Source organism: Diaminobutyricibacter sp. McL0608, assembly GCF_039613825.1.
Classification (GTDB): Bacteria; Actinomycetota; Actinomycetes; order Actinomycetales; family Microbacteriaceae; genus Diaminobutyricibacter.
The window spans coordinates 1,679,926-1,706,310 of record NZ_CP154826.1 but is presented as its reverse complement, the minus strand read 5'-3'; the positions used below and the strand labels follow the sequence as shown (position 1 = coordinate 1,706,310).

Annotated in this window: 22 protein-coding genes; 6 read left to right on the top strand and 16 right to left on the bottom strand. The window is 67.3% G+C overall.

Annotated features, from left to right (window positions below; all coding sequences use genetic code 11):
• Positions 1 to 6 precede the first annotated feature (6 nt).
• Together dnaJ and hrcA are read right to left on the bottom strand one after the other, a co-directional pair.
• Complete coding sequence (gene dnaJ, locus AAYO93_RS08060; RefSeq protein ID WP_345764464.1) at positions 7 to 1,116, bottom strand: molecular chaperone DnaJ; 1,110 nt, start codon at positions 1,114 to 1,116, stop codon at positions 7 to 9.
• 26 nt (positions 1,117 to 1,142) lie between these two features.
• A complete protein-coding gene (gene hrcA / locus AAYO93_RS08055) occupies positions 1,143 to 2,165 on the bottom strand; it encodes a heat-inducible transcriptional repressor HrcA (RefSeq protein ID WP_345764463.1) in 1,023 nt (340 codons plus the stop codon).
• 214 nt (positions 2,166 to 2,379) lie between these two features.
• On the opposite strand from hrcA, the gene AAYO93_RS08050 reads away from it, so the two are divergent.
• Together AAYO93_RS08050 and AAYO93_RS08045 are read left to right on the top strand one after the other, a co-directional pair.
• Positions 2,380 to 2,913, top strand: a complete 534-nt coding sequence (locus AAYO93_RS08050) for a DUF4870 domain-containing protein (protein WP_345764462.1) — start codon at positions 2,380 to 2,382, stop codon at positions 2,911 to 2,913.
• Between the two features lie 86 nt (positions 2,914 to 2,999).
• Complete coding sequence (locus AAYO93_RS08045; protein WP_345764461.1) at positions 3,000 to 3,374, top strand: DUF4870 domain-containing protein; 375 nt, start codon at positions 3,000 to 3,002, stop codon at positions 3,372 to 3,374.
• On the opposite strand, the gene hemW is transcribed toward AAYO93_RS08045, so the two are convergent.
• From hemW to AAYO93_RS08025, 4 genes are all read right to left on the bottom strand, one after another.
• Positions 3,371 to 4,600, bottom strand: coding sequence for a radical SAM family heme chaperone HemW (hemW, locus tag AAYO93_RS08040; protein WP_345764460.1), 1,230 nt, complete (start codon positions 4,598 to 4,600; stop codon positions 3,371 to 3,373). The two genes, AAYO93_RS08045 and hemW, sit on opposite strands and share 4 nt — an antisense overlap.
• Before the next feature lie 3 nt (positions 4,601 to 4,603).
• Positions 4,604 to 5,251, bottom strand: a complete 648-nt coding sequence (locus AAYO93_RS08035; RefSeq protein ID WP_345764459.1) for a DUF1990 family protein — start codon at positions 5,249 to 5,251, stop codon at positions 4,604 to 4,606.
• A 67-nt stretch (positions 5,252 to 5,318) separates the two neighbouring features.
• Positions 5,319 to 7,169, bottom strand: coding sequence for a translation elongation factor 4 (gene lepA, locus AAYO93_RS08030; protein ID WP_345764458.1), 1,851 nt, complete (start codon positions 7,167 to 7,169; stop codon positions 5,319 to 5,321).
• Between the two features lie 146 nt (positions 7,170 to 7,315).
• Positions 7,316 to 8,539, bottom strand: a complete 1,224-nt coding sequence (locus tag AAYO93_RS08025) for an amidohydrolase (protein ID WP_345764457.1) — start codon at positions 8,537 to 8,539, stop codon at positions 7,316 to 7,318.
• Positions 8,540 to 8,630: 91 nt separating this feature from the next.
• Between AAYO93_RS08025 and AAYO93_RS08020 the strand changes: the two genes are divergently transcribed.
• Both AAYO93_RS08020 and rpsT read left to right on the top strand, forming a co-directional pair.
• Positions 8,631 to 9,521 (top strand): NAD-dependent epimerase/dehydratase family protein, encoded by an 891-nt coding sequence (locus AAYO93_RS08020; RefSeq protein WP_345764456.1) that lies wholly within the window; start codon positions 8,631 to 8,633, stop codon positions 9,519 to 9,521.
• A 169-nt stretch (positions 9,522 to 9,690) separates the two neighbouring features.
• Positions 9,691 to 9,951 (top strand): 30S ribosomal protein S20, encoded by a 261-nt coding sequence (gene rpsT / locus AAYO93_RS08015; RefSeq protein ID WP_345764455.1) that lies wholly within the window; start codon positions 9,691 to 9,693, stop codon positions 9,949 to 9,951.
• 187 nt (positions 9,952 to 10,138) lie between these two features.
• Here rpsT and AAYO93_RS08010 read toward each other — a convergent pair whose 3' ends face one another.
• The 6 genes from AAYO93_RS08010 to AAYO93_RS07985 form a co-directional block, all read right to left on the bottom strand.
• Entirely contained in the window at positions 10,139 to 10,606 is a 468-nt protein-coding gene (locus AAYO93_RS08010; protein ID WP_345764454.1) for a GNAT family N-acetyltransferase, read from the bottom strand.
• A gap of 35 nt (positions 10,607 to 10,641) precedes the next feature.
• Positions 10,642 to 11,532 (bottom strand): DNA polymerase III subunit delta, encoded by an 891-nt coding sequence (holA, locus tag AAYO93_RS08005; RefSeq protein WP_345764453.1) that lies wholly within the window; start codon positions 11,530 to 11,532, stop codon positions 10,642 to 10,644.
• Positions 11,499 to 14,072 (bottom strand): ComEC/Rec2 family competence protein, encoded by a 2,574-nt coding sequence (locus AAYO93_RS08000; RefSeq protein WP_345764452.1) that lies wholly within the window; start codon positions 14,070 to 14,072, stop codon positions 11,499 to 11,501. Before AAYO93_RS08000 ends, holA begins: the two co-directional genes overlap by 34 nt.
• Positions 14,069 to 14,761, bottom strand: a complete 693-nt coding sequence (locus tag AAYO93_RS07995) for a helix-hairpin-helix domain-containing protein (RefSeq protein WP_345764451.1) — start codon at positions 14,759 to 14,761, stop codon at positions 14,069 to 14,071. Before AAYO93_RS07995 ends, AAYO93_RS08000 begins: the two co-directional genes overlap by 4 nt.
• Before the next feature lie 101 nt (positions 14,762 to 14,862).
• A complete protein-coding gene (gene leuS, locus AAYO93_RS07990) occupies positions 14,863 to 17,451 on the bottom strand; it encodes a leucine--tRNA ligase (protein ID WP_434056680.1) in 2,589 nt (862 codons plus the stop codon).
• A 121-nt stretch (positions 17,452 to 17,572) separates the two neighbouring features.
• Positions 17,573 to 18,979, bottom strand: a complete 1,407-nt coding sequence (locus AAYO93_RS07985; protein WP_345764449.1) for an anthranilate synthase component I family protein — start codon at positions 18,977 to 18,979, stop codon at positions 17,573 to 17,575.
• 68 nt (positions 18,980 to 19,047) lie between these two features.
• Here AAYO93_RS07985 and AAYO93_RS07980 point away from each other — a divergent pair, with 68 nt between their 5' ends.
• Positions 19,048 to 19,836 carry an aminotransferase class IV gene (locus tag AAYO93_RS07980; protein WP_345764448.1) on the top strand — a complete coding sequence of 263 codons (789 nt, stop codon included), beginning with the start codon at positions 19,048 to 19,050 and terminating at the stop codon, positions 19,834 to 19,836.
• Here the strand turns inward: AAYO93_RS07980 and cydC are convergent.
• From cydC to AAYO93_RS07960, 4 genes are read right to left on the bottom strand one after another with little or no spacing between them, the layout of a single operon-like run.
• Positions 19,808 to 21,514: a thiol reductant ABC exporter subunit CydC gene (cydC, locus tag AAYO93_RS07975; RefSeq protein ID WP_345764447.1), complete on the bottom strand. Its 1,707-nt coding sequence runs from the start codon at positions 21,512 to 21,514 to the stop codon at positions 19,808 to 19,810. The two genes, AAYO93_RS07980 and cydC, sit on opposite strands and share 29 nt — an antisense overlap.
• Positions 21,507 to 23,156, bottom strand: a complete 1,650-nt coding sequence (gene cydD, locus AAYO93_RS07970; RefSeq protein WP_345764446.1) for a thiol reductant ABC exporter subunit CydD — start codon at positions 23,154 to 23,156, stop codon at positions 21,507 to 21,509. Before cydD ends, cydC begins: the two co-directional genes overlap by 8 nt.
• Positions 23,157 to 23,159: 3 nt before the next feature.
• Positions 23,160 to 24,176 (bottom strand): cytochrome d ubiquinol oxidase subunit II, encoded by a 1,017-nt coding sequence (gene cydB, locus AAYO93_RS07965; RefSeq protein ID WP_345764445.1) that lies wholly within the window; start codon positions 24,174 to 24,176, stop codon positions 23,160 to 23,162.
• 9 nt (positions 24,177 to 24,185) lie between these two features.
• Positions 24,186 to 25,598, bottom strand: coding sequence for a cytochrome ubiquinol oxidase subunit I (locus AAYO93_RS07960; RefSeq protein ID WP_345764444.1), 1,413 nt, complete (start codon positions 25,596 to 25,598; stop codon positions 24,186 to 24,188).
• A 173-nt stretch (positions 25,599 to 25,771) separates the two neighbouring features.
• On the opposite strand from AAYO93_RS07960, the gene AAYO93_RS07955 reads away from it, so the two are divergent.
• Positions 25,772 to 26,362 carry a TetR/AcrR family transcriptional regulator gene (locus AAYO93_RS07955; protein WP_345764443.1) on the top strand — a complete coding sequence of 197 codons (591 nt, stop codon included), beginning with the start codon at positions 25,772 to 25,774 and terminating at the stop codon, positions 26,360 to 26,362.
• Positions 26,363 to 26,385: the final 23 nt, after the last annotated feature.

Below are 26,385 nucleotides of genomic sequence, written 5' to 3'. Positions count from 1 at the left end.
CCGCGCTCAGACGTTGAGGAAACGGTCGCGGAGCTTCGCGAACAACCCCTGCTGGAACCGGGCCAGGCCCGGCGCCTCCTGCTTGTGCGTGGATGCGAACTGTTTGATCAACTCCCGCTCCTTGTGGTCGAGCTTCGTCGGGGTGACGACCTGGATGCCGACCCGCAGGTCGCCGCGTCCGCTGCCACGGAGGTGCGTGATCCCGCGATCCTTCACCGTGATGATGTCTGCGCTCTGGACGCCGGCCTTCAGTTCGATCTCGATGTCGCCATCGAGAGCCCGGACCTTCGCGTGCGTGCCGAGGATCGCATCCGTCATCGCCACTTCGAGGGTGCAGAGGAGGTCGTCACCGTCGCGGCTGAAGACATCGTGGTGCTTCACTTTGATCTCGAGGTACAGGTCGCCGTTCGGTCCGCCGGCGGGGCCGGCCTCGCCGCTGCCCGGCATCTGCAGGCGCAGGCCGGTGTCGACACCGGCGGGGATGTCGACGGGCACCGTGCGGCGCGCGCGCACGCGACCCTGGCCCTGGCAGGTCACGCACGGCGTCACGATGACGGTGCCGAACCCGCGGCACGTTCCGCAGGGGCTCGACGTCATCACGTTGCCGAGGAGCGAGCGGACGGAGCGCTGGATGCTCCCGGTGCCGTGGCAGATGTCGCAGGTGACCGGGGCGGTACCCGGCTGGCAGCAGGAGCCGTTGCAGGTCTCGCAGACGATCGCCGTGTCGACCTCGAGGTCGCGGTGCGTGCCGAAGATGACCTCGTCGAGGTCGACCTCGACGCGCAGCAGCGCATCCTGGCCGCGCTCACGCCGCGACTTGGGGCCGCGACCGCCTCCTCCGCCACCGCCGAAGAACGTCTCGAAGATGTCGCCGAAGTTGCCGAAGTTGCCGGCGCCGCCGGGGAAGCCGGCCTGCGGCCCGAGGTCGTACTGCTCCCGCTGCTGGGGGTCGCTCAGCACGTCGTACGCGTGGGTGACCAGCTTGAACCGCTCCGATGCCTCGGGGCTCGGGTTCACATCGGGGTGCAGTTCGCGCGCGAGGCGGCGGTATGCCTTCTTGATCTCATCGGGGGTGGCGTTGCGGTCGACGCCGAGTACTTCGTAGTGGTCAGCCACGTAGGCAGTTCCTTAACTGTCGATTGCTAGTTCTCGCCGAGCAGTCGGGAGAGGTATCGGGCGACGGCACGGACGGCCGCCATATTGTTCGAATAGTCCATGCGGGTCGGGCCGAGCACGCCCAGCCGGGCGATGCCGGAGGTCGCAGAGGTGTAGCCGCTGGTCAGCACACTCGTCTCGGCGAGGCCGAACGGTGCGTTCTCGCGGCCGATCGAGACGGAGACGCCGTGCTGGTCGGTCGCCATCTCACCGAACAGCCGGAGCAGGATGACCTGCTCCTCGATCGCCTCCAGCACCGGATAGATGCTTCCGGTGAAATCGTGTTCGGTGCGCACCAGGTTCGCAGCGCCCGCCATCAGCAGCTTGTCCTGGCGGTTGGCCTCGATCTGCTCCACGAGCGTGCGCGCCACCGGGACGATCACGGCATGTCCCGGCTCCGACTCATCCTCTGCGAGGGCGCGGAGGCGCGTGGCGGCTTCGGCGAGGGAAAGCCCTGCGGTCGCCGCATTCACGGATGCGCGCACCTGCGCGATGCGCTGGTCGTCCAGTTCCTGCGGAACCTCGATCACGCGCTGCTCCACGGCGCCCGAATCGGTGATCAGCACGCTCAGCAGACGCTGCGGTGCAAGAGTCACGAACTCGATGTGCCGGATGCGGGAGCGCGAGACCGACGGATACTGCACCAACGCGACCTGGTGCGTGAGCTGCGAGAGGAGGCGGACCGTGCGTGCGAGCACGTCGTCGAGGTCGACGGACTGCCCGAGGAAGACCTCGATCGCCTGGCGCTGCGCGTGGGTGAGGGGCTTGAGATCGGCGAGCTGGTCGACGAAGACGCGGTAGCCCTTGTCGGTCGGAACACGGCCGGACGACGTGTGAGGCGCCGCGATCAGCTCCTCGTCTTCGAGGGCCGCCATGTCGTTGCGGATGGTCGCCGCAGACACTCCGAACGCGTGGCGCTCGACGATGCTCTTCGAACCGACGGGCTCGCGTGAGGCGACATAGTCCTGCACGATCACGCGGAGAACCTCGAGGCTCCGATCCGACACCATCTTCTCGTCGCCTCCCTGACACCGACCTGTTAGCACTCGTTTAGCCTGAGTGCTAATCATATCGCGTCGACACGCCAACGAATCATTGCACGCGGCAGTTTCACGGCAGTAACTTATGCATGAGTTCGCACGATCGCCCGGATCGATCACATCGAAAGGTGCACGCGCCTACCGAGCAGGTCCGTTAGTTCCACTGGAATGAAAGGCACCGATCATGACCGACCCCAACCAGCCGCCCGTCGACCCGACAGGCTCGGGAATCCCACCGCAGCAGCCGGTTCCACCGCAGCAGCCGGTACCGCCGCAGCAGCCGTACTCGAACGTCCCGCCCCAGCAGGCCGGGGTCCCGCCCCAGCAGCCGTACGCCGCGCCGGCGCCCGTGCCAGGTGCACCGCTCACGGCCGCCGAGGACAAGCAGTGGGCCTCCTTCGCCCACCTCGGCGGAATCCTCTGGTTCCTTCCTTCGCTGATCATCTTCCTGGTCTTCAAGGACCGGGGCGCGCTGACCCGTCAGGAATCCAAGGAGGCGCTCAACTGGCAGATCACGTGGATCCTCGCCTGGCTCGTGTCGGTGATCCTCGGGTCGATCCTGCTGGCGACGCCTGCCTGGCCGATCTCCTTCGTGTTCTCGCTCCTCATCCCGTGGGTGCTCTACATCGTGAACCTCGTGTTCTCGATCCTGGGCTTCGTGCGGGTCAACGGCGGCGGTACCTACCGTTATCCGTTCAACTTCCGTTTCATCAAGTAGCCGCCGCCTTCCGCGGCTGCGACGACGGTGTGTCCTAGGGTGGGGGCTGTCAATCGAGCGCCCACCCGGGCACCCAAGGAGTAATGATGTCTGACGCAACGCCCCCTCCGGCCCAGCCTTACCAGCCGACGCCGCAGATGAACCCGGCCGACGAGCGGCTGTGGGCGACCCTGGTCCACATCGGCGGTATCTTCTTCAACTTCATCCCCGCCCTGATCGGCTACCTCGTCCTCAAGGATCGCGGACCGTTCGTGCGGGAGCACACGGCCACCGCACTCAATTTCCAGATAACGCTCGCGATCGCGTACGTGGTCGGCTGGGTTCTGCTGGTCGTGGGGATCGGCCTGCTCATCCTGCTCGCGGTCTGGGTGGTGAACATCGTGTTCAGCATCATCGCCGCGGTGAAGGCCAATGCCGGCCAGCCCTACGTCTACCCGATCGCGATCCGCTTCGTCAGCTAGCTCGACGTGAGCAGCCGGCGCACGACAGCGTCGGCCAGAAGCCGCCCTCGCAGGGTCAGCTCGACTGATCCGCGCAGGGCGGCTTTCGCGTCGATGAGTTCGTCCGCGATGAGGCCGGCGACCTGCAGGCGACCAGCGGGGTCGAGTTCGCTTGTCGCCAATCCGTCGCGGATGCGCGTGAGCAGCAGCACCCGCTCGACACGCCTGGTTTCTGCGTCGAGGGTCTCGCGACCGGCTGCGGGAGACTCATCCGCCGCCATCCGCCCCGCATACGCGGACGGATGCTTCACGTTCCACCAGCGCACTCCGCCGACGTGGCTGTGGGCGCCGGGGCCGACGCCCCACCAGTCGTGCCCCTGCCAGTAAGCGAGGTTGTGCCGCGACCGGTGGGCATCATCCGTCGCCCAGTTGCTTACCTCGTACCAGCCGTAGCCGGCCGCCGCGAGCCGCGCATCCGCCGCTTCGTACATGTCGGCCTCGAGGTCGTCATCTGGCTCGGCCACGACACCCGACCGGATCTGCCGCGCGAGCTTCGTGCCGGGTTCGACGATCAGCGCGTAGGCGGAGAGATGGTCAGGACGGCAGGCGATCGCGGAGTCGAGTGAGCGCTTCCAGTCGTCGAGGGACTCCCCCGGCGTTCCGTAGATGAGGTCGAGGCTGACCTGCAGCCCGGCGTCGCGCGCCCACTCCACCACCAGAGGGACGCGCTCCGGGTCGTGGGTGCGCTCCAGGGTTGCCAGAACGTGGGGAACCGCGGACTGCATCCCGAACGACACGCGAGTGAAGCCGCCGTCCGCGAGACGGCGCAGATAGTCGGCGTCGACCGAATCCGGGTTCGCCTCGGTCGTGATCTCCGCATCCGGTTCGAGGCCCCAGGCATCGCGCACCGCGTGCAGCATGGACGTGAGGTCGGTCGACGGGAGCATCGTCGGGGTGCCGCCGCCGAAGAACACGGTCGAGACCGAGCGCGAGGGGATGCCGCTTCCATCGAGCGCGCGACGGGCGAACGCGACCTCGTGGACGGCGTGGCCCGCGTAATCGCTCTGGGAGACCCCGCGCAGCTCCGTCGCGGTATAGGTGTTGAAGTCGCAGTAGCCGCAGCGCACGCGGCAGAAGGGGACGTGCAGGTAGACGCCGAAGTTGCGGGACTCCCCGTCCACCGAGGCAGAAGCGGGCAGCACGCCGTCGGCCGGCGCCGGGTCGCCCAGCGGAAGAGCGCTTGGCATCCGCTACGCCGCCCTGGCCGGCAGGAGCGAACGCATGTACTTGTTCGTGTAGTGCCGCTGCACGAGTCGGAGAATGGGATACGTCGCGCGGTAGAAACCGTTCGCCGGCCGCCCCAGCGCGCGCACGACGAGCCAGACCGAACCGTCGTCCCGCTGCTCGACGATGAACGCCTCCTCGCCGCTCTCCGGATGGCCGTGGAGAGTCCCGTAGGCGAAACCGACCCGGTTCTGCTCGTCGATCACATACACGACGCGCACGGGCGCCGACACGTGGATCGGCCAGAACGGGATCTTCAGGACGGCGGTCATCCCATTGACGATGTACGGCGAGCCGTCCTCGGCGAAGACCGCCTCGGACTGACGGTGCTCCTGCAGCTTGGCAGGGCTCCCGTCCGGGTTGAAGATCACGCCCTCGTACTGCACGCCGGTGCCCTCGCGAGCATCCGTGACCTTGATGCCGCTCCCCCGCTGCACACCCCAGGTCATGAGCGAGGCGGCCGCCGCCTGGAACCGCTCCTCGCCGCTGCCGAGCCGAGCCTCGCGGATCAGCGGGCGGTAGCCCTTCGGCGGGTAATAGAGGAGATCGGGAGCCTGTGTTCCGCCCACCGCGCCGTACGTGACGGGCTGGTCGGTGAACGTGGAGCGGCGCATGCGTCAACTTTACGAGAGTCTCGGGCGAGTGGCGCCCGTCGGTCGGTCAACCGGATGCGATCGCGACCTACTTCTTGTCCTTCTTCTCGACGTCGCCGCTGAGCGCCGCGATGAAGGCCTCCTGCGGGACCTCGACGCGACCCACCATCTTCATGCGCTTCTTGCCCTCTTTCTGCTTCTCGAGGAGCTTGCGCTTGCGGGTGATGTCACCGCCGTAGCACTTGGCCAGCACATCCTTACGCATCGCCCGGATGCTCTCGCGCGCGATGATCCGTGCGCCGATCGCAGCCTGGATGGGCACCTCGAACTGCTGGCGCGGGATCAGCTCACGGAGGCGGCCGGTCATCAGCACGCCGTAGGCGTACGCCTTGTCGCGGTGGACGATGGCGCTGAATGCATCCACCTGCTCGCCCTGAAGCAGGATGTCGACCTTCACGAGGTCGGCCTCCTGCTCGCCGGCCGGCTCGTAGTCGAGGGATGCGTACCCTGCGGTCCTGCTCTTCAGCTGGTCGAAGAAGTCGAACACGATCTCGCCGAGCGGCATCGTGTACCGGATCTCCACGCGGTCCTCACCGAGGTACTCCATGCCCAGGAGCGCGCCGCGGCGGCTCTGGCAGAGCTCCATGATGACGCCGACATAGTCCTTGGGCGCGAGGATCGCCGCCTTCACCATCGGCTCCTCGACCTTGGCGATCTTGCCGCCGGGGAACTCGCTCGGGTTGGTGACGGTGATCGTCTTCTTGTCTTCGGTCGTGACCTCGTAGATCACGCTGGGCGCCGTGGTGATGAGGTCGAGGCCGAACTCGCGCTCGAGTCGCTCGGTCACGATCTCGAGGTGGAGCAGCCCGAGGAACCCGCAGCGGAATCCGAATCCGAGCGCCACCGAGGTCTCCGGTTCGTACACGAGGGCCGCATCCGACAGTTTCAGCTTGTCGAGGGCCTCGCGCAGCTCGGGGTAGTCGCTTCCATCGATCGGGTACAGGCCGGAGAAGACCATCGGCTTGGGCTCGGTGTACCCGGGGAGCGCCTGCGTCGCGGGCTTCGACGCCGTCGTGATGGTGTCACCGACCTTCGACTGGCGCACATCCTTCACACCGGTGATGAGGTACCCGACCTCGCCGACGCCGAGACCCTTGCTGGGCGTCGGTTCCGGTGAGCTGACGCCGATCTCGAGAATCTCGTGGGTGGCCCTGGTCGACATCATCTGGATGCGCTCGCGGGGCGAGAGGTGGCCGTCGACCATTCGCACGTAGGTCACGACGCCGCGGTAGCTGTCGTAGACGGAGTCGAAGATCATCGCGCGCGCAGGCGCCTTGGCGTCGCCGACCGGAGCCGGGATGAGTTCGACGACGCGGTCGAGGAGTTCTTCGACGCCCATCCCTGTCTTGCCCGACACGCGCAGGACGTCCTCCGGCTTGCCGCCGATGAGCGAGGCGAGCTCGGCCGCGTACTTCTCGGGGTCGGCCGCAGGAAGGTCGATCTTGTTGAGCACCGGGATGACGGTCAGGTCGTTCTCGAGCGCCAGGTACAGGTTCGCGAGCGTCTGGGCTTCGATGCCCTGCGCGGCGTCCACCAGCAGGATGGCGCCCTCGCACGCGGCGAGCGAACGGGACACTTCATACGTGAAGTCGACGTGACCGGGGGTGTCGATCATGTTCAGGGCGTAGGTGCCGGAGTCCACCTGCCACGGCATCCGCACCGCCTGGCTCTTGATGGTGATGCCGCGCTCGCGCTCGATGTCCATGCGGTCCAGGTACTGGGCACGCATGTCGCGGTCGCTGACCACGCCGGTGATCTGGAGCATCCGATCGGCCAGCGTCGACTTGCCGTGGTCGATGTGGGCGATGATGCAGAAATTGCGGATGGACGCCGGATCGGTCGCGGCGGGCTCGAGGGCCTTCAGAGCTCGTGGTGACATTGTGCGCCAATTCTCCCATGTCCCGGCGGCATCGCACGACGCGCGCCTGCTGCCGCCGTGTCTGCGGTCGCTCGGCACGTCTGCCCCGCGCTCGCGCGACCGCAGTCGTGACGAACCGACGCAGACACGCCGGCCGCGGATGCGCGTCAGACCGAGAAGCGCTCCGAGCGTTCGACGACGTGGCCGCGCCCGTCCTCCCAGCGGTACACCTCGGCACCCTCGATGAAGACGCGCTCTGCGCGCGAGTTCACATCGAGCGGGTCGCCCGACCAGACGACGACGTCACCGTCGAGTCCCGGCTGAAGCGATCCGACCCTGTCGTCGAGCCGGAGGAACGACGCCGGGTTCACCGTGAGCGCCTGCAGGGCGATGTCGCGCGGCAGACCCTCCTTGACGGCGAGGGACGCCTGGTGCACCAGGAAGTTGATGGGCACCACGGGGTGATCGGTCGTGATCGCGACCCGCACCCCGGCAGCCGCGAGGGTGGCCAGGTTGCGAATGGCGCGATCGCGTAGTTCCACCTTCGATCGCGACGTGAACAGCGGGCCGAAGATCACCGGGATGTCCCGCTCGGCCAGGACGTCGGCGAGCTTATGCCCTTCGGTGCCGTGGTTGATGACGAGGCGGTAGCCGAACTCGTCAGCGAGGCGGATGGCCGTGGCGATGTCGTCGTGACGATGCGTGTGCTGGTCCCAGGCCAACTCACCCTCCAGGACGCGCGCGAGCGCTTCCTTTGCGAGGTCGCGCGTGTACGGCTTGCCGTCCGCGAGCGCAGCGTCGCGCGCAGCGATGTAGTCCTGCGCCTCGACGAACGCCTGGCGGATGATGAGGGCCACCCCGAGACGGGTGCTCGGCGTCTTGTCCTTCGCCCCGTAGACCCGCTTCGGGTTCTCACCCAGCGCGGACTTCACGCTGACCGCGTCGCTGATCACCTGCTCATCGATCGTGCGCCCGCCCCACGTCTTGATCGCGACCGTCTGACCGCCGATCGGGTTGCCGGAGCCGGGCTTCACGACCACGGACGTGATGCCGCCCGAGAGCGCATCCCTGAAGCCCTCGTCGTCGATGTTGATGGCGTCGATGGCGCGAACCGCTGCGGTGTTCGGCGCCGTCATCTCGTTGGTGTCGTCGCCCGCCGGGCCGTTCGCCTCTTCGTCGATTCCGACATGGCCGTGCGACTCGATGAAGCCGGGGAGCACCCACTTGCCGCTCGCATCCACGACGTCGATCTCGGCCGGGATGGCGACGTCGCGTCCGACCGCTGTGATCCGGCCCGCCTCGATGAGGACGGTCCCGCCCTCGATCGGATCGCCGGCGACCGGCACGAGATAGGCGTTTACGATGGCGACGGATGCGGGGGCAGTCTTCATCTGTCGAGCCTACGCCGACCCGCATCGGCGCTGATTTCGCCCGATGACGCCCACCATGGAATGCCGCGGTCGCGCGTGCGTTACTGCCTGCATGAGCATTCTCCTGACCGGCGCGACCGGCTACATCGGATCATCCGTTCTTCGACGCCTCATCGACGAGGGTCATTCGGTGACCGCACTCGTCCGGGACGAGGCCAAGGCTGCCCAGGTCACAGCGGCCGGCGCGCGAGCACTCATCGGGGATGCCCGTGACATCGACCTCGTCGCCGACGCATCCGAGGCGAGCGATGGCGTCATCCATCTCGCCTCGGCGAAGGACGTCGACCACGACTTCATCACCGGTGTGTTCCGCGGTCTCGAAGGAAGCGACAAGCCGTTCGTGCACACGGGCGGGATCTGGACCTACGGCAGCAACAGCGACATCACCGGGAACTCTCCCGTCGATCCGCCCGAACTGACGTCGTGGCGCGGAGTGAATGAAGCCCGGGTGTGTGACGCGCTCGGCATCCGCACTCTCATCGTCGTCCCCGGCGTCGTGTACGGATACGGAAAAGGCATGCCGAACGACATCGTCGGCGCACCGGTGAGTGAGACCGCGCCTCCGGCCCTTCGCCTAATCGGAGACGGCTCGCAGCACTGGGCGACGGTGCACGTGGACGACCTGGCCGCCCTGTACCTGCTGGCGTTCGAGAACGGGACCGCCGGTACCACCTACATCGGGGCAAGCGGACAGAATCCGACCGTTCGGGAACTCGGCGAAGCGGCAGCGGCGGCGGCCGGAATCGAGGGCGGCGTGGTCGGCGAGTCGTCGGATGCGTCGCGCGAACGCCTCGGAGCGGGTTACGCGGATGCTCTCCTCCTGGACCAGCAGGCGAGCGGAACTGCCGCGCGGATCGAGCTCGGCTGGGAGCCGAACCGCCCGAGCCTGGTGGAGGAGATCCTGAGCGGGAGCTACGCGCCGCAGCGCAGTACGGTCGGCTGATCGTACTGCGCTGGACATCTCCGGTGAAATTGCCGGGAACGGCATCGTGCTGGTAACGTTGTCTGTTGGCTTGCGTGTGGGTTCTATCCGCACGATCTTGCCGCAAGGCGCCCTCTCTCGCTGAGCGGCACATCCGTAACTCACATCGAACGAAAGAACTCAACCACTCGTGGCAAACATCAAGTCGCAGATCAAGCGCATCGGCACCAACAAGAAGGCTCAGGAGCGCAACAAGGCGGTCAAGAGCGAAGTCAAGACGGCAGTTCGCGCCACGCGCGAAGCCATCGTCGCGGGCGACAAGGAGAAGGCCGCTTCGGCCCTGAAGCTCGCCACGAAGAAGCTCGACAAGGCCGCCAGCAAGGGCGTCATCCACAAGAATCAGGCTGCGAACAAGAAGTCGTCAATCGCCAAGCAGGTCGCAAGCCTCTAGATCTACCCCAGTGCCCACGTGGGCAGCTGTGCGAAAGGGCCCTCGTCGACAGACGGGGGCCCTTTCGCGTTGCTGGCGTGGGCGTCTCCCGAGCGTGTCAGCTGCGGTCGAGACCGCCAGGTGCGCCTGCCGCTCTCGACCGGAAGTGTCGCATTCGCGACGAAGCGACCTGGTCTGCCGGGTGTTTCTAGTCGCCCTCGGGCAGTTGCTTTCCCAGGAAGACGCGGCGATAGCCATCTTCCGTCGCGCGATGCAGCTCGACGTATCCGTGACGCGCATAGTAGGCGAGGTTCTCTGTCATCGCCTCGTTCGTGTACAGCCGGATCTCGCTCCGCTGCGCCTCGACAGCGTCGAGCTCAGCTCGTTCGAGTAGACGCGCTCCGACTCCCCGCCGCTGCGCGGCCGGATCGACAGCGATGTTCTCGACGAGCAGATGATCGGCCTCCGGCCGTGTGACGAGAAGCCCTACCGGTCGACCGGCCAGTTCAGCGATCCAGACACGAGCTTCGCCCACCAATCGGGTGTAGTCCGCCAGCATCGGTGCGGGCTCGCGTCCGATCCTGACGACATGTTTCTCATACGCAGCGCGGACGATTCGCCTCAGATCGTCGGCATCGGTAGTCCCGGCCCGACGAAGTACGACCCGCCCGTCCATGCCCCTGATCGTAGCCGCGGCGAGGCCTTGAATCGTCAGCTGCGGCCGCGCGAGCTGATGATGCGGATCATGCGTTCGAGTGCGAACACCGGGTCGCGCCCGCCGCCTTTGATGTTTGCATCAGTCTCGGCAAGCACTTCGATGCAGCGGCCGAGTCCCTCATCGGTCCACCCTCGCAGATCGCGCTGCGCACGATCGACCTGCCACGGTGCCAGCCCGAACTGCGATGCAAGCTGCGCCGAGCTGCCGCGCACCCCGGCGAGCTTCGCCATCGTGCGCACTTTGACCGCGAACGCCGCGACCATGGGGACGGGGTCTGCCCCTGACGCGAGCGCGTGCCTCATCGTCACGAGAGCTTCACCGTGGCGGCCGGCGATCGCCGCATCAGCCACCTGGAAGGCGTTGGTCTCGACCCGGCCGCTGTAGTACTTGTCGACGGTGGATTCGGTGACCTCGGCCCCGACGTCGGAGATGAGCTGCTGGCAGGCCGCCGCGAGTTCGGCCAGGTCGTCGGTGAAGGCCGACGTGATGGAGCGGAGGGCTCCTGGGGAGATCTTCTTGCCGGCCGCCGCGAATTCCGCCTGGGCGAAATCGTACTTGTCGGAGTCGCGCTTGAGCTCGGTGCACACGACTTCGATGCCGTCGCCCTGGCCGGCACGGATCGCGTCGAGAAGCTTCTTGCCGCGCACTCCCCCGGCGTGCCGGAGAACGACGACTGCTCCCTCAGCAGGGTCGGCGAGATAGCCGAGCATCTCATCGAGGAACACATCGGAGCACTTCTCGACCGCATCGACGCGGATCAGTCGAGGCTCACCGAAGAGGGATGGGCTGGCGAGCGTGAGGAGCTCGCCCGGCGCGTAGTCGTTGGCAGCGAGATCACTGACCTCGAGGCTCAGATCTTCGGCCTTGAGCTGGTCGCGCAGCATACGGATAGCCCTGTCGGCGAGAAACCCTTCTGTACCCGACACGAGAACGACCGGCTTCGGGCGGATGCTGTTCCAGGTGACCTGTGGGATCGCCGCCGCAGACCGGCCGGCACCCCCCGTCGCCCTGCCGCCGCGTGCGCCTGCCGTGCTTCGTGCCGCCACGATCCTCCTTCGTCCGTTCCAGCATAGGTGCCCCCTCCGTCATCGTCCGCGCGGTCCGTCCACACCTCGATGTCGCCCGAATCGCCTCGCTGCGAGACCACGAGCACGCCTTGCGTGTCCGTTCGCAACGCGGACGTCCCGGTGGCGGCGAGCAGTTCGAGCAGTGAGCGCGTCGGATGCCCATAGCCGTTGACACCCACAGAGATCAGGCCCACCCGCGCCGCCAACTCGTCATACAGGCGCGGCGATTGGTCAGCCGAGCCGTGATGCGCCACCTTCACCACGTCGACCGGACGAATCGCTCCGGTCGCCAGGAGCGCATCCTGCGACTGCTCGCCCAGGTCGCCGAGGAAGATCGACCGGATTCCGCGGCCCTCGAACTCGACCGTGACGCTCCCGGGGTTGCCGCTCGGGATCGCTTCAGGATCGCCTCCGCCGACAGGCCACAGAACGGACCACGAGAGACCGCCGAGTTCGCCGCCGACCCCGGTCATGCCCTGTTCGACAGTCGCGCCGGCCTGGCGAAGGCGCTCGAGTTCCGCCTCTTCTGCCGCGGTCACCGCACGCCCGACGACCGCCCGTTCGACCATTCCCACGACAGCGGAGAGGCCGCCTGAGTGGTCTGCGTCGAAATGGGTCAGGACGAGGAGATCCAGCCTGCTGATGCCGAATCGTTCCAGGCAGGCGCTGATCAGTTCGGGATGACGGCCGACATCGACCAGTGCGTGGTAGTCACCGTCCCTCACCAGCACCGCATCGCCCTGGCCGACGTCGCACGCCGCGATCTGCCAGTTCGCGGGCAGTGCCAGCGCGTCTCCCCAGCGCGTTCCCGTCAGGGAGCCCGCGTAGACGCCTGCAGCGACGATGAGGCCCACCGTCGCGACGACCGACCACCACACCGTCAGTCGGCCCTTCGGTGCCGCGATCCGAATGCAGACGAGGACGAGCACCACCGCCGCGAGAACGAGGCCCGGGCCTCCGCCCAGCCATGGCAGGCGGTTCGACGGGAGTTCCTCAACCGCCAGCGCGACCCGGGCTATCCATGCGGCCGGAAGCCAGGCGAGCCACGCGAGTGCGGTGCCGACGACAGGAATCAACGGCAGCAGAATGCACGCGGCAAGGCCGAGGACTGTCGCCGCCGGTGCTGCCGGCTCGACGAGCACATTCGCCGGTACGCCGTAGAGCGGCAGCGTCTCATCGAGAAGGATGAGGACGGGCTGGCATGCGAGCTGTGCGGCCAGCGGTATCGCGATGATCATCGCGAGCCCAGCGGGCATCCATCGCGACAATGCAGCCGCCAGCGGACCTGCGAGCAGAAGGAGTCCGCCGGTGGCCAGGACCGAGAGCGCGAAGCCGAAATCGACCGCCTTCCACGGGTCGAACAGAAGCAGCACGATCACAGCCAGGCCGAGCGCCGGGAGTCCTCGGGATGGGCGACCCGATGCGAGCGAGCAGAGCACGATCGTCGACATGATCGCCGCTCGCACAACGCTCGAGTCGGGTGTGACCAATACGACGAAACCTGCCAGCGCGACCACCGCGATGCCTGCCCTCATCCTGCGCCCGGCGCCGGCTGCTGCTGCGACCGCGAAGGCGATTCCGGTGACGAGAGCGCAGTTCGAGCCCGAAACCGCGGTCACATGGCTGAGCGAACTGGTCTTCATGGCCGTGTCGAGCTTCTCGCCGACGGAACTGACATCGCCGATCGCGAGGCCAGGGAGCAGGTTCCCTCCTTCGCCGGGCAGCTTCGCTGCCGCTGAGCTGAACGACGTCCGGAGACCGTCGGTCCAGGACACCCAGAACGGCGCGTCGGCGGTGAGCGTCGGCGGCTCCTTCGAACTGACGAGGTAGGCCGCTCTCTCCCCCGCCGATGTAGCGCGAAGCCGGCCTCTGACGCTGACCGTGTCGCCGAATCCGATTCCCGCCAAGGCCCCCGCTTCGCTGTTCGCGAAGACGACGACCGGCACGCTCACTTCGACCGTTCGAGCACCTTCGAGCACCGAGATCACGGTTCCGACGAGGCGCCAGCGCTCGGGCGAACCGGGCGCGCCGCTCGTTCTGCCGGGCGCGGAATCGAGCCTCACCTGGAGTTCGACCACCCCACCCTGCTCGTTCGCGGCCTCGAGGGGTGCCGGGTTCCGTCCCGGAGCTTCGATGGCGACCACCGTCGACAGAAGAGCCACGACGACGACCGAGAGGCCGGCGCCCCGCCAGAGCGCTCGGCTCCGATTCGAGACCACGCCTCCCGCGCAGAGCACCAGCGCGAGCACCCAGCCTGCGCAAGCGACGACTCCGGCCGCACCGGGAAGAAACACCAGGGCCAGTGTCGCCAGCCACCCGGCGGATGCCGGCGCGACGAGACGAAGGTCGACTCTCATAGAGTGATCAGGTCTTTGAGCGCGTCGAAGAGCGTCTGCCCGATCCCGCTCACCTTCATCAGATCAGCGGGGACGGAGAACGGGCCGTTGCTTTCCCGCCAGTCGACGATGCGCTGGGCCAGCGCGGGCCCGATCCGCGGCAGGGCCTGCAGCTCGGTGACGGATGCGCGGTTGAGGCTCACGAGCGAGCCTCCCGACCCACCGCCGACCGACGCGCTGGGGCCCGCCGCGGGGACGAGTTCTTCGCCTTCCCGCGGAACGACGAGCTGTTCACCGTCGGAGACCGGACGTGCGAGATTGACCCCGGCAGGATTCGCATCCGCGGCGAGTCCACCTGCCGACGCGATGGCGTCGACGACGCGCGCCCCCTGTCGCAGCTCGACGATTCCCGGCCTGGTCACCGCCCCCAGCACATGCACGAGCAGCACCGTCTCGGAGGTCGTCGAACCCGGCCCTGTGCGGCTGCCTCCGCCGACTGTCGGCGCTGCGGATCTCGACGCGGTCGGCACCGTGTCGAGGTCTCGAACACCGCCCCGCGGCGCAAAGGTCGTCACCAGCACGGCGATCACCATCCCCACCAGGAGGAGGATCACGCCCGCACCCACACCGATCCGGACGCGAGCACCCTGCGACCCCGTGCGGGCTTCCGCAGCGAGGTCGCTCAGAGGGTTCTCGGCTCGATGTCGCACATCTGAACGCTATGGTTCAGACGGAGACGGGCCCGCCGACCGCCGTCCGATTGTGCACATCAGGGGCGGTCGCCGCCGCTGTGGAGGAGTCGCTACTCCTCTCAGCCGGTGGGACGGGTCGCGATGTTCACCAGCCGGGGAGCGCGGACGATCACGTTCACGATCTCCCGGTCACCGACGGAGCGCACGACTGCGGCCGACGACCGTGCAAGCGCCTCGAGATCGTCGGTCGAGATCTTGGGCGACACCTCGAGCCGGTCGCGAACCTTTCCGTCGACCTGCACGACTGCAGTGACCGCATCTTCGACCAGGAGGTTCGGATCGGGCTTGCGCCATTGCGCCAGAGCCACCGACGGCTCGTAACCGAGAATCGCCCACATGTCTTCAGCGGCGTACGGAGCATAGATGTTCAGGGCCATCGCCGTGACCTCTGCAGCCTCACGAACAGCAGGATCCGCGGCTCCCGCGCCGGTGTCGATCACCTTGCGGGTCGCATTCACCAGCTCCATGAGCCGGGCCACGACCACATTGAACTTGAAGGCCTCGATCAGACCCGGCGCATCCGCCAGGAAGCGGTGGGTCATCCGCCGCAGCGACGTGTCGCCGTCCTTCCAGAGCACGTCGGGCGAACTGGTCACGTCGTTCGCGACACGCCACGCCCGCGCCAGGAACTTCGCGCTGCCGGCCGGCGAGACGTCGGCCCAGTCGATGTCGTCCTCGGGAGGACCGGCGAACGACATCGTCAGGCGCACCGCGTCGACTCCGTGCTCGTCGAGCTGCTCCGAGAGCTTCACCAGGTTTCCGCGCGACTTGCTCATCGCCGACCCGTCCATGAGGACCAGCCCCTGGTTCAGGAGCGCGGTGAACGGCTCCGTGAAACTCAGGTAGCCGAGGTCGAACAGGACCTTGGTGATGAACCGCGAGTACAGCAGGTGCAGAATGGCGTGCGTCACGCCGCCGACGTACTGGTCGACCGGCGCCCACTTCTCGGCTTCAGCCGGGTCGAACGCGCGAGTGTCATCGCCGACCGACAGGAAGCGCAGGAAGTACCACGAGCTGTCGACGAAGGTGTCCATCGTGTCGGTGTCGCGCTTGGCCGCGCCACCGCAGCTCGGGCAGGCGACGTTCACCCAGTCCTCGGCCGCGCCCAGCGGGCTGGTGCCCTTGGGCTGCAGGTCGAGTCCGTCTGCCGGGGGAAGCAGCACCGGCAGCTCGGACTCGGGCACCGGAACCTCACCGCACTCCTCGCAGTGGATGATCGGGATCGGCGTGCCCCAGTAACGCTGCCGCGAGATCAGCCAGTCGCGCAAGCGGAAGTTCTTCGCCGAGCGGCCGAGCGAACTCGCCTGCAGCGCCTCCGTCACTCGACGGATCGCGTTCGACTTGCTCAGCCCGTTGAACGGACCCGAGTTGATCAGGCGACCTTCGCCGGTGAGCGCGATGCCCGTCTCCGCAGGGTTCAGCGGCGGCAGGTCATCGGGCAGGATGGCCTCGCCGGTCGCCGGGTCGGTGTGGATGACCGGGATGGCGCCGGTCACCGGCTGGTTGGTGTCGACGACGACCCGCACAGGCAGGTCGAAAGCGCGCGCGAAATCCAGGTCGCGCTGGTCGTGGGCAGGAACCGCCATGATCGCGCCGTGCCCGTAGTCGCTGAGCACATAGTCCGCAGCCCAGATCGGCAGCCGCTCGCCGTTCAGCGGGTTGGTGGCATGCCGCTCCAGGAATACGCCCGTCTTCTCGCGGTCGGAAGCCAGTCGGTCCATCTCCGTGGTGCCGCGCACCTTCTCCAGATAGGTGTCGAACCGTTCCTTCACGTTGGCCGGCGCATCCGCCACGAGCTCCGCGGCCAGGTCGGAATCCGGGGCGACCACCATGAACGTCGCACCGTACAGCGTGTCCGGACGGGTCGTGTACACCGTGACCGGCTCCTCACGCCCCTCGATCGCGAACTCGACGTCGGCGCCCATCGAGCGTCCGATCCAGTTGCGCTGCATGCTGATGACCTTGCTCGGCCAGGCACCTTCGAGCTGGTTCAGGTCGTCGAGCAGGCGGTCGCCGTAGTCGGTGATGCGGAAGTACCACTGGGTCAGCTTCTTCTTGGTGACCAGATGGTCGCAGCGCTCGCAGCGGCCGTTCACGACCTGCTCGTTCGCGAGCACGGTCTGGTCGAACGGGCACCAGTTGACCTGGCTCGCCTTGCGATACGCCAGCCCCTTCTCGTACAGCTTCAGGAACAGCCACTGGTTCCAGCGGTAGTAGGCGGGGTCGCTGGTCTGCAGCACGCGGTCCCAGTCGAAGGAGGGCGCATACCGGCGCATGCTCGCCTTCTGCTGCGCGATGTTGTCGTTGGTCCACCCGTTGGGGTCGAGGCCGCGCTTGATGGCCGCGTTCTCCGCGGGCAGGCCGAACGAGTCCCAGCCGATCGGGTGCAGCACATTGAAGCCCTGCTGGCGCCAGTAGCGCGCGATGACGTCGCCGAGCGCGTACGCCTCGGCGTGGCCCATGTGCAGGTCGCCGGACGGGTACGGGAACATGTCGAGCACGTACTTGCGCGGCCGCTTGTCGGCCGGGTCGTCGGTCGCGAACGGCTTCAGTTCGTCCCAGACCGGGAGCCACTTCTCCTGGATTGCGGCGAAGTCGTACTGCGTGCCTTCGGTCGGCGCGCTGGCTGAATCGTGCTCGTGTGCCACGTAACTCTCAATCATCGTATTGATGGGCCCGTCGACGCTGAAGGTGGCCCGCAATCACAGCGGGCGACGCCCATCGTCAAGGTTACTAAACGTTCGGCGGCCCGCATCCGTTCCCGACTGCTCACAGCCCGAGCGCAGCGATGAGCGCCGACGCTTTCACCGCTACCTCGTCGAGCTCCTCCTCGGGGACGGACAACGCCGTGATCCCGCCGCCGGCACCGATCGACACCCGTTCCGGTTCGACAACGATACTGCGGATCACCATAGCGAGATCGGCGCTTCCATCGAGGCCCAGGTAGCCGAAGCATCCCGAGTAGATTCCGCGCGGACCGTCCTCGAGTTCGTGCAGGATGCGCATCGCACTGATCTTGGGCGCCCCGGTCATCGAACCGGCGGGGAAGCAGGCGGCCACCGCGTCGAGGGGACCGACGCCGTCGGCGAGGACGCCTTCGACCGTGCTGACCAGCTGGTGGACCTGCGCGTAGCTCTCGACGGCCAGAAGGTGATGCACTTCCACCGATCCGACCCGGCAGACCCGGCCCAGGTCGTTGCGCATGAGGTCGACGATCATGACGTTCTCCGCGCGCTCCTTGTCGCTGGCCTCGAGCTCAGCGCGCAGGTCGAGATCGCGTGAGACCGTCGCGCCGCGTGGCCGGGTTCCTTTGATCGGTTTCGTACGGATGCGCCGAGCGGGCGTGATCGACAGAAACTGCTCGGGCGACGCGCTCAGCAGTGCGACGTCACCGAACCTCAGGAGACCTCCGTGGTGCGTCGGGCTCGAAGAGCGCAGCCGCAGGTAGGCGTCGATCGGGTCGACGGGCACCTCGACGATCGCCTCGTTGGTCAGGCACAGCTGGTAGGCGTCCCCCCGCCGGATCGCCTCCTGGCAATCGCGGATCAGACCCAGGTAGGTCGCATCGTCGTGCCGCCATCGCAGTGTCGTCGCCTCCGCTCCGTTCGTGGTGCGCCTCTCGCGCCGCCCATCTCCACGCATACGACCGGATGCTGTGAGCTGCTCGCGCAGGCTGGAAGCCCACTCCGCCACGCCGTCGCGGTCGAGCGCGATCAACTCGACCGTCTGCGTGCCGTGGTCGAAGACGACGGCACGGTCGACGAACAGCATCGCCGCATCGGGTAACCGTGTGGGCGAGACCGCTACCCCGCTGGCCGCCGCCCCGTATTCGTAGCCGAGCCAGCCGAGCCAGCCGAGACTGAAATCGGTCGTCTGCGGGTGACGCGCGACGAGATCGTCGAACTGCGCCAGCGACTCGCCGAGGAAGGCGAGGATGTCGCCGGAATCCGTCAGAGGCGACTCCCCCGGGCGCCCGACCGAGACCGTGCCCTCCGCCACCGACGCGGTCACGAATTCCGAGCCGCCCGAAGCAGCCGCGATCACGGAAACGCCACTCTGCGCATCCGGGCCGGCGTCCAGCCAGACGACGTAGGGCTCGTGCGCGAAGGCGCCAAGGAACGCGGCCTCCGGCTCCAGCCAACCGTCGACCGGAAATCGCAGGATTCGGGTGGCCACCGTACTAGCCTAGAGCGGCTCGGTCAGATGACGGGCGGCACCGACCGAGCGGGAGGAGGGCGATCCACATGAGCGAGATCTCCGCGCTCTTCGACTGGCACGACGGTTCCCTCCGCCTCCTCGAGGACTGCGAGCTCTTCGCCACGCGCCTTGAGGTCGCCGACTCGTTCCTCGTGAGGGATGGGCGCGCACTCGCGGTCGACGTCCATCGAAGCCGGTTCATCGAGTCGGCCATGGCGCGCGGACATCACGACGAGCATGAGCTCGACACGTTCTACCGGGCGGCGCTGCAATTGATCCCCCGCGAAGCAGACTGGTTCCCGCGGCTCGAGGTGTCGTCGCATGACGGCTCCTTCCGTCTGCTTTTCCGCCTCCGCTCGGCGCCGGAGCTCCGGCAGTCCGTCGTCGTCGCGACGCACAGCGGGACGGATCCGCGCACCGAGCCGACCGTCAAGGGGCCCGATCTCGAGGCGATGCTCCGGCTTCGCCAGGAGGCGCAGCGGTCCGGCGCACGCGAAGGGGTGATCCTGGACACCGGCCTCGTGTCGGAGGGCTCGACCACCAGCCTGATGTGGTGGCGCGGCGACCGGCTCATGGTTCCGCCTGCGTACCTGCCGCGCATCCCGAGCGTCACCGCGCGCGCGATCCTGACCATCGCGGCCGCCATAGGCACCCAGGTGGCCGAGGAGGAGGCGACGCCGGACGAGCTCGCGGGATGCGAGGTCTGGGCCGTCAACGCGCTTCACGGCATCCGCGTCGTGAGCGCCTGGGTCGACGGACCCGACCTCGACGCCTCCGGTCACCACGCGGACCGCTGGCGCTCCAGACTCACCGCGCTGGCACGTCCTCTGGACTGAGCGGTCGCAGCCGGCCGTGCTCCATCCGAACGCGTCGGTCGACGAGATCGGGCGCGACGGCCACGTGTGAGATCAGGATGACGGCAGTGCCGGACCGCGCGGCGACCGTGACGATATCGCGCACGATCCGATCGGCCACGTCGAGATCCACATTGGCCGTCGGCTCGTCCGCGATGAGCACGGAGACGTCCGCTAGCAGGGCCCGTGCGAGCGCGATGCGCTGCGCCTGTCCACCCGAGACGAGGGAGCCCCGCTCGCCCACCCGCGCATCCAGGCCACCGCGTTCGTGCAGCCAGTCGGTGAGGCCGACGCGCTCGATCACAGCTTCGAGGTCGGCGTCCGTCGCCGTATCGCGTGCGAACAGCAGGTTCTGCCGGATGTCGGAGTCGAACAGGTACGGCTGCTGCTCGCAGAGTCCGACGACGGCGCGCACATCGTCCTGAGCGAGGTCGCGCGCCTCGACCCCTCCCAGGCGATAGCTTCCCTCATAGTCGATGAAGCGGGTGAGCACGTGGGCCAGCGCAGTCTTGCCCGACCCGGTCGGGCCTTCGATCACCACGCGTTCGCCGCGGGCGAGCTGCAACGAGACGTCGGTGAGTACCGGGCGATTCGAACCCGGCCAGTGCGCGGTGACACCGGCAAGCACGAGCACAGGGGCGTCGCGCTCGATCGTCGTGGCAGGGACCGGGCTCGGACCGTCGACGGGGATTCCTGACGGAATCCGAGCAGGAACCGTGCGCGCGATGCGCTCGGTGCTGGCCATGATCTGGCGCCGCGCGCTGAGGGCGAGCGGGACCATGGCGAAGACGTCGAAAATCGCCAGCGGTACGAGCGCGAGAACCGCGAGAGTCGGCGCGTCGATCCCGTGCGCGCCCAGCGCCGGCGCACCGACGAGGATGGCGCCGACGGTGGCGCCGCCTGCGAGTACAGAGACGACCGCCGCCGTCAGTGCGGCTCCGGATGCCCGGGAGCGGATGGCGCGGGTCAGCCTCACACCGGCCCCCGCGGTCGATTCGGTGGCATTGTGAAGCGCGCCGAAGGCAGTGAGCACTTCAAGGTTTCCGACCAGCTCGAGGACGCGATCGTTGAGGCCCGCGCGCAGGGGCGCGAGCTGCCGCTCTGCTCTCGCCGACAGAGTTCCGTTGACGACGGTGCCGAGAATGCCGGCGAGCACGAGGGCGATCGCCAGGATGAGGCCGGCCGCAGGCAGAAGGACGGTGATTCCCACAACCGTCACGATCGAGACGATCCCCGCCGTCACCAGCGGTTGCACCACTCGCAGGGAGCGGTTCTGGAGTTCATCCACATCGTCGGCCAGCGTCGACAGCAGTTGTCCGCGCCGCGTGGCGCCGAGTCCGTCGGGGGCGAGCGGCACGAGCGCATCCACCATTCCGGCGCGGATCGCCGCGAGTTGATGGAAGGCCGCGTCATGCCCCACCAGCCGCTCGAGGTAACGGAAGAAAGCCCGCCCGAGCGCGAAAGCCCTCACCCCGACGACCGCGAACGAGATGAAGATCAACGACGGCTGTTCGGATGCGCGCGTGATCAGCCACGCCGAAACCCCCAGCAGAGCGACCGCGGACCCGGCGCTCAGCACCCCGAACGCGACCGCCGGCCAGAATCTGCGCAGCGGCGGCTGCGAACGGCGGAGGATCGACCTGACTCGGGCGTCACGCATGGGCCAGCTCCCCCACCGCGATGACGGCATCGGCGGCCGCGATCACCGCGGCACGATGACTCACGACGATGACTGTGCGCCCGGCGGCCGCGAGTTCCCGGAGTCTGGCAATGAGGCGCGCCTCCGTCAGGTCATCGAGAGCGGACGTCGGTTCGTCGAGCACGAGCACCGGGCAGTCGCGTTCGGCCGTCCGGTAGGCGGCGCGCGCGACGGCGACCCGCTGTGCCTGCCCACCGGACAGCCCCGCCCCGCCGACACCGAGGACCGTGGACAACGAGAGCTCATCCGCCGCCGCCGTCACCAGTGCCTGGCGGACGAGCTCCTCGTCGTATAGGTCCGTGCCGAGCGCGATGTTCGAGCCGATGGTACCGGCGCCGAGACTCGGGCGTTGACCCGACCAGGCGATCAGCTCCCCGGCTGCACGGGAGGCAGGCGGATGCTCGCCCACCCCGAGCCGGATGTCGCCCTCGAAGGCAGCGAAGCCGAGAAGCGCTGCGATCAGGCTCGACTTTCCGGCACCGCTGGGCCCGGTCAGGACGGTCAGCGATCCGGGCTCGAATCGGGCGGTGAAGTCGCGCACCGCGACGGTGCCGCCGTGGTCGATGGATACCGCTCGCATGATCACGGTCCCGTTCGGGAGCGTCGTATCGAGGGACGGCCGTCGGCGCGCATCCGTCTCGACCGCGGCACGGTCCTCGTCGAGGATATCGAACGCACTCGCGGCGGCGGCGATCCCCTCCGTCGCCGCGTGATAGCTGGTGCCGATGTTCCGCACGGGGAGAAATGCCTCCGGCGCCAGCAGAAGGACGAAGAGTCCGACGCCGAGGTCCACGTCGCCCGCCAGCAGTCGCAGGCCGACCTCGACGGCCACGATCGCGACCGCCAGGCTCGCGCCGAGTTCCAGGACGAAACCGCTGAGGAACGAGACACGCAGAACGCGCATCGTCCGCACGCGGTATTCGTCGCTGATCGCACGGATCCGGTCGGCCTGGCGATGCTGACGACCGAACAGCTTGAGGGTGGACAGACCGTTCACGATGTCGAGGAACGCCCGCGAAAGCCGTCCGAGTGTCTCCCACTGCCGCTGCTGGGCGGCTTGGGTGGCCCATCCGACGAGCACCATGAACAGCGGGATCAGCGGGAGCGTCACGATGACGATCACGCCGCTCAGCGGGTCGCTGACCAGCATGACCACCACGATCAGTGGGGTGGCGACCACGGTCAGGATCAGTTGCGGCAGGTAACGGCTGAAGTATCCGTCAAGCGCATCGAGACCGCGACCGGCCGTCAAGGTCACCTCTGCTGTGCTGCGGGATGCGAGCCAGGATGGGCCCAGACGCCCGATCGCTGCCAGCAGCGCCGACCGCAACTGCCCGATCGAGCCCGCGCCTCCGCGGGTGGCGGTGAGGTCGGAAAGCCAGAGGAGCAGACCGCGGATCAGGATGACAGCGACGAGCGCGGTCAGGAGACCGCCCAGCTCCGCGATCCCCTTCCCCCCGATCGCCTTCACGATCAGCTGGGTGACGAGCCAGGCGAAGCCGACGGTGCACGCGGCCTGCGCGAGGGCGAGCAGCCCGCCCGCGGCGAGCATTGTGCGCGCCGACGACGCGTAGGCGAGGAGCCGCCGATCGAGTGGTCGCACCGGTCAGCCGGTCACGGTCTCCGAGGACTCCGACGGGATGCTCGCCCGGGAGAGTCGCTTGCGGAAGGTCCAGTACGTCCAGCCCTGGTACAGGATCACCAGCGGCAGGAAGATCAGCGCCGTCCAGCTCATCACCGTGAGCGTGTAGGTCGTGCTCGACGCGTTCTCGATCGTCAGGCTGTTGGCCGGGTCCGTCGCCGGCATGACGTTCGGGAACAGGTTTGCGAACAGCGAGACCACCGCGAAGGCGATCGTCAGCGCCATGAAAAGGAACGACCAGCCTTCCGCGCGACGCAGATTCGCGAGCCACGAGATGACGAGGCACACGGCCGCCACCACGGCGAGGATCACGAAGGCCACGCTGAAGTGGGCGAGCCCCGTCCAGAGCAGGAACGCGGCGGCGACGACGATTGCAAGGACTCCGGAACGGGATGCGAGCCGCTGGGCGCGATCCCGGATGTCGCCTTCGGTCTTCAGGGAGACGAAGACGACACCGTGGGTGAAGAAGAGCAGCAGCGTGGTCAGTCCGCCGAGCAGCGCGTAAGGGTTCAGAAGGTCGAACAGCGTGCCCGTGTACGTGTGGTGGGCGTCGAGAGCCACTCCCTGCACGATGTTCGCGAACGCGACACCCCAGAGCAGCGCGGGGACCGCCGAACCGACGATGATCATCCCGTCGAACCAGGCCTTCCAGCGCGAATCGGGACGCTGGTGGCGGTACTCGAACGAGACGCCGCGCACGATGAGGGCGAGGAGGATCAGGAGAAGCGCGAGATAGAACCCGCTGAACAGCGTGGCGTACCACTCGGGAAAGGCCGCGAAGAGACAGGCACCGGCGACGATCAGCCAGGTCTCGTTGAGGTCCCACACCGGACCGATGGTGTTGATCATCACCCGGCGGTCGACATCGTCCTTTCCGAGGAAGGGCAGAGCCATTCCGACACCGAAGTCGAAACCGTCGAGGACGAAATACCCGACGAAGAAGAAGGCGATGATCCAGAACCAGAGAATTGTGAGATCCATCATGCGCTCCTAGTACACCGTCGCGAGTGGGGCGATCTCGCCCGATTCGTCCTTGTGGTCGTCGATGGGATCCGGGCCCTTCTGCGCCGCACGTTTGATCAGGCGGAACTCGACGACGGCCAGGATGCCGTAGATCAGCGTGAAGGCGATCAGCGAGATGAGCACCGTCAGCCCGGTGACGCCCGGAGAAACACCGCTGCTGGTCTTCATCAGACTGAAGACGATCCACGGTTGCCGGCCCATCTCCGTGAAGATCCAGCCCATGATCATGGCGCCGAGCGAGAGCGGGAAAGCCCAGATGGCGATCTTCCAGACCCAGCGGCGAACGGGAGAACGGCCCTTGCGGGTCACCCACAGGCCGGCGATCGCGACGAGGACGTGCAGCAGACCGAGACCGATCATCCACCGGAATGCCCAGTACGTCACCCAGATGATCGGCGTGTAGTCGCCAGGGCCGAAGAGCTGCACGTACTGCGCCTGGAGTTCGTTGATTCCCTCGACGGTGCCGTTCAGCGAGTGGGTGGAGAGGAAGGAGAGCAGGTAGGGGATGCGGATGGAGAAGAGCTCGTGAACTCCGTCCGGCGTTCCCCACGTGAAGATCGAGAACGACGCATTCGCGCCGGTCGCCGTGTGGTAGAGCGCTTCTGCCGCAGCCATCTTCATCGGCTGGGTCTCCACCATCACGAGGCCCAGCTGATCACCGGTCAGGACGGTGAGCACGCCCGCGACGATCATGGTCCAGAGGCCGAACTTGAGCGCCGGCCGCATCGTGTCGAGGTTGCGGCCGCGCGAGAGATGCCACGCCGCGATGGAGATCACGAGTCCCGCAGCGACCATGAAGCAGGCCACGAGTGTGTGCGGGAACGCTGCCAGTGCCACCTTGTTGGTGAGGAGAGCCCAGATGTCGGTCAGCTCGGCTCGGCCCCGAGCGTCGTTGATCGTGAAGCCGACCGGCCACTGCATGAATGCGTTGGCCGCGATGATGAAGTAAGCAGACAGGATCGAACCCATCGCGACCACCCAGATGGTGGCGAGGTGAAGGCCCCGCGGCAATCGGCTCCAGCCGAAGATCCACAGACCGATGAAGGTCGCCTCGAGGAAGAACGCGAGCAGTCCCTCCAGCGCGAGCGGCGCCCCGAAGACATCGCCGACGAACCTCGAATAGTTGGACCAGTTCATCCCGAACTGGAACTCCTGCACGATGCCGGTGACCACGCCCATCGCGAAGTTGATCAGGAAGATCTTGCCGAAGAAGTGCGTCAACTGCAGGTAGTGCGGCTTGCCTGTGCGGTACCAGGCCGACTGGAAGATCGCCACTGTCGACGCCATGCCGATCGTGATCGGCACGAAGAGGAAATGGTAGATGGTGGTCAGTCCGAACTGCCAGCGGGCCAGCAGAAGGGCGTCCAGTGCATCATTCACGCGGTACTCCTCAGGGATGCGGCCGAACCTCGGCCGCATCATCGACAGAGCTTCCGGCAGGATGGTCATTCCTGTGGAGGCGGACACTTGTGGCGTCCGGATCCAACCTATCAACGCGCCCGGCGCCGCACGGAATCGGATCCGGGTGTCGCGATGCCAGTAGCATCATGTCCATGCCGAAGAAAGGGTCGTACGCCAAGGGCCTCGCCAAGCGCGAAGAGATCCTGACGACTGCTCTCGAAGTGTTCGCCGAGCGTGGGTATCGGCGCGCATCCCTCCGTGAGATCGCGGAAGCCGTCGGCCTCAGCCAGGCGGGACTGCTGCATCACTTCAGTTCGAAGGAAGAGCTCTTCGCCGAGGTCCTGCGTAAACGCGACGAAGCGGACATGAGTTCGGTGGTCGACCAGACCGACGCGTTCCAGGGGTTGGTCGACGCGATGCGGCACAACGCCGAAGTGCCGGGTCTCGTGCACCTCTATGCGACGATCTCGGCCGAAGCTTCAGACGAGGGCCATCCGGGCCACGACTATTTCGTCGAGCGCTACCGGTTCTTCATCGACCAGCTCGCACGGTACATCGTGACCGAACAGGAGGCCGGCGCGATCGACCCCGCGATCGACGCTCACGAGGTCGCGCGGCTGACGATCGCGGTCGCCGACGGGATGCAGGTGCAGTGGATGCTCGACGGGACCGCCGACATGGCGGGCGCTCTCGAATACTTCTGGTCGCTGATCAACCGGCTCCATACGGCGACGGCCGACTGAGCCGGCACCGACGGTACGACGAA